This is a genomic window from Pseudomonas sp. PS02303 (genome assembly GCF_029959925.1).
Classification (GTDB): domain Bacteria; phylum Pseudomonadota; class Gammaproteobacteria; order Pseudomonadales; family Pseudomonadaceae; genus Aquipseudomonas; species Aquipseudomonas mandelii.
This window is the reverse complement of sequence record NZ_JASCOM010000434.1, coordinates 1-2,886: the sequence shown is the minus strand read 5'-3', so window position 1 is coordinate 2,886 and position 2,886 is coordinate 1. Positions and strand designations below refer to the sequence as shown.

Genomic DNA, 2,886 nt, shown 5'->3' with positions numbered 1-2,886 from the left:
GGCAAGCCTTGCTCCTACAGGATTTGTGTCGATCGCGAAAATTGCGTACGACACAAATTCTGGTAGGAGCGAGGCTTGCCCGCGAAGAGGCCAGCTCAGACGCTAAAAAACTTAAGCGTGCGCCAACTCCGCATGCTCATCGGCATCCAGCAGTGCTTTATCCGTCTGCTGCATGATCTGGCTGGTAATCGCCCCGGCCGTGATCGAACCACTCACGTTCAACGCCGTGCGGCCCATATCGATCAGCGGCTCAACCGAAATCAGCAACGCCACCAATGACACCGGCAAACCCATCGCCGGCAGCACGATCAGCGCGGCAAACGTCGCACCGCCGCCCACGCCCGCCACACCGGCGGAACTCAAGGTCACAATCGCCACCAGCGTCGCGATCCACAGCGGGTCCAGCGGGTTGATGCCGACAGTCGGCGCCACCATCACCGCCAACATCGCCGGGTACAGACCGGCACAGCCATTCTGGCCAATGGTCGCGCCGAACGACGCGGCGAAACTGGCGATGGATTGCGGGATGCCCAGGCGGCTGGTCTGCGCTTCGATGCTCAGTGGAATCGTCGCGGCGCTGGAGCGGCTAGTGAACGCGAACGTCAGCACCGGCCAGATCTTGCGGAAGAACCGCAGCGGGTTGATCCCGGCCGCCGACACCAACAGGCCATGGACCACAAACATCAGGCCCAGGCCGATGTAGGAAACCACCACGAAACTGCCGAGCTTGATGATGTCTTGCAGGTTGGAACCGGCGACCACTTTGGTCATCAGCGCCAATACGCCGTAGGGGGTCAGCTTCATCACCAGACGCACCAGACGCATCACCCAGGCTTGCAGGGTGTCGATGGCGTTGATCACTTTCTGACCTTTCTCGACGTCATCCTTGAGCAGTTGCAGCGCCGCGACACCGAGGAACGCGGCGAAGATCACCACGCTGATGATCGACGTCGGCTTGGCGCGAGCGAGGTCGGCGAACGGGTTTTGCGGAATGAACGACAGCAGCAGCTGCGGCACATTCAGGTCGGCAACCTTGCCGGCATAGTCGGTCTGGATGGTTTGCAGGCGAGCCATTTCCTGGGTGCCGGCGACCAGGCCTTCGGCGGTCAGGCCGAACAGGTTGGTCAAGCCGATACCGATCAGCGCCGCAATGGCCGTGGTGAACAGCAGCGTGCCGATGGTCAGGAAGCTGATCTTGCCCAGCGACGAGGCGTTGTGCAGACGGGCCACGGCGCTGAGGATCGAGGCGAACACCAGCGGGATGACGATCATTTGCAGCAACTGCACGTACCCGTTGCCCACCAGATCGAACCAGCCGATCGAGGCTTTCAGCACCGGGTTGCCGGCACCGTAAATCGTGTGCAACGCGACACCGAAGACCACGCCCAATACCAACGCGAGCAGGACTTTTTTCGCCAGGCTCCAGGTCGTGTGGCGGGTTTGCGCGAGGCCAAACAGTAACGCGAGGAACACCAGAAGATTGAGGATCAGCGGCAGATTCATGAGAACTCCGAAAGTGACTTGTGCCAGCCGCCTTCCGGGGCAGCTGCGAACCGGCAAGCCTAACAGCTTGATTTACAAAGAATTAATATCAAAAAAGTCTGATAACTGTCGTTTTTGGAATAAGCCGGTGTCGCTGTCGGGGATGCACTTGACGCGAAAGGGACGTGTGCGGTCGCTAGTGGACGAGAGTTGTCACACTTATTTGTTAGCGTCGATATCTTTGGATCAGGGAGAAACCGCCGATGAAGCTCGCACCCAAATTTCTCGCAGCAGTACTCTGTCTTGGCCTCGCCGGCCAGGTCTTCGCCACGGATTTGAAGCACTGGCCAGCCGATCAGGCCAAGGCGCTGGACGCGATGATTGCAGCCAACGCGAACAAAGGTAACTACGCGGTGTTCGACATGGACAACACCAGTTACCGCTACGATCTCGAAGAGTCGTTGCTGCCGTACATGGAAAGCAAAGGCCTGATCACCCGCGAGAAACTCGACCCCTCCCTGAAACTGATCCCGTTCAAGGACACCGCCGACCATAAGGAAAGCCTGTTCAGCTACTACTATCGCCTCTGCGAACTCGACGACATGGTGTGCTATCCATGGGTCGCGCAAGTGTTCTCCGGTTTCACCCTCCAGGAACTCAAAGGCTACGTCGATGAGCTGATGGCCTTGGACAAGCCAGTGCCGGCGACCTATTACGAAGGCGATGTGGTCAAGAACCTCGACGTCAACCCGCCGAAAATCTTCACCGGTCAGAAAGAGCTCTACAACAAGCTGATGGAGAACGGCATCGAGGTCTACGTGATGACCGCCGCCTCGGAAGAACTGGTGCGCATGGTCGCTTCCGATCCGAAGTACGGCTACAACGTCAAACCGCAAAACGTCATTGGCGTGAGCCTGCTGCTCAAGGACCCGAAGTCCGGCGAATTGACCACGGCGCGTAAGCAAATCACTGCGGGCAAGTATGACGAGAAGGCCAACCTTGGCCTCGAACTGACCCCGTACCTGTGGACCCCAGCGACCTGGATGGCGGGTAAGCAAGCGGCGATCCTGACCTACATCGATGAATGGAAAAAACCGGTGCTCGTCGGCGGCGACACACCGACCAGCGACGGCTTCATGCTGTTCCACAGCGTCGACGTGGCCAAGGGCGGCATTCACTTGTGGATCAACCGCAAGGACAAATACATGACCCAGATTAACGGCATGATGGCCAAGCACGCGGCAGCACAGGCCAAGGAAGGGTTGCCGGTGACGGCGGACAAGAACTGGGTGATCGTGAAACCGGAGGAAATCCAGTAAGCACCAAAAATCCAATGTAGGAGTGAGCCTGCTCGCGATAGCGCAGTGTCAGACGACATCAATGGTGACAGACATACCGCTATCG

General features: G+C 58.6%; 2 protein-coding genes. One reads left to right on the top strand and one right to left on the bottom strand.

Annotated features, from left to right (window positions below; translation table 11 throughout):
* Window positions 1-111 precede the first annotated feature (111 nt).
* Window positions 112-1,503, bottom strand: coding sequence for an L-cystine transporter (locus tag QMX98_RS33715; RefSeq protein ID WP_145306687.1), 1,392 nt, complete (start codon window positions 1,501-1,503; stop codon window positions 112-114).
* Between the two features lie 242 nt (window positions 1,504-1,745).
* Between QMX98_RS33715 and QMX98_RS33710 the strand changes: the two genes are divergently transcribed.
* Window positions 1,746-2,801: a phosphorylcholine phosphatase gene (locus QMX98_RS33710; RefSeq protein ID WP_010466771.1), complete on the top strand. Its 1,056-nt coding sequence runs from the start codon at window positions 1,746-1,748 to the stop codon at window positions 2,799-2,801.
* Window positions 2,802-2,886: the final 85 nt, after the last annotated feature.

Excerpts from the sequence above, each read along its gene's own strand:
- QMX98_RS33715 (WP_145306687.1), bottom strand. The coding sequence starts at position 1,503 with ATGAATCTGCCGCTGATCCTCAATCTTCTGGTGTTCCTCGCGTTACTG.
- QMX98_RS33710 (WP_010466771.1), top strand. The coding sequence starts at position 1,746 with ATGAAGCTCGCACCCAAATTTCTCGCAGCAGTACTCTGTCTTGGCCTC.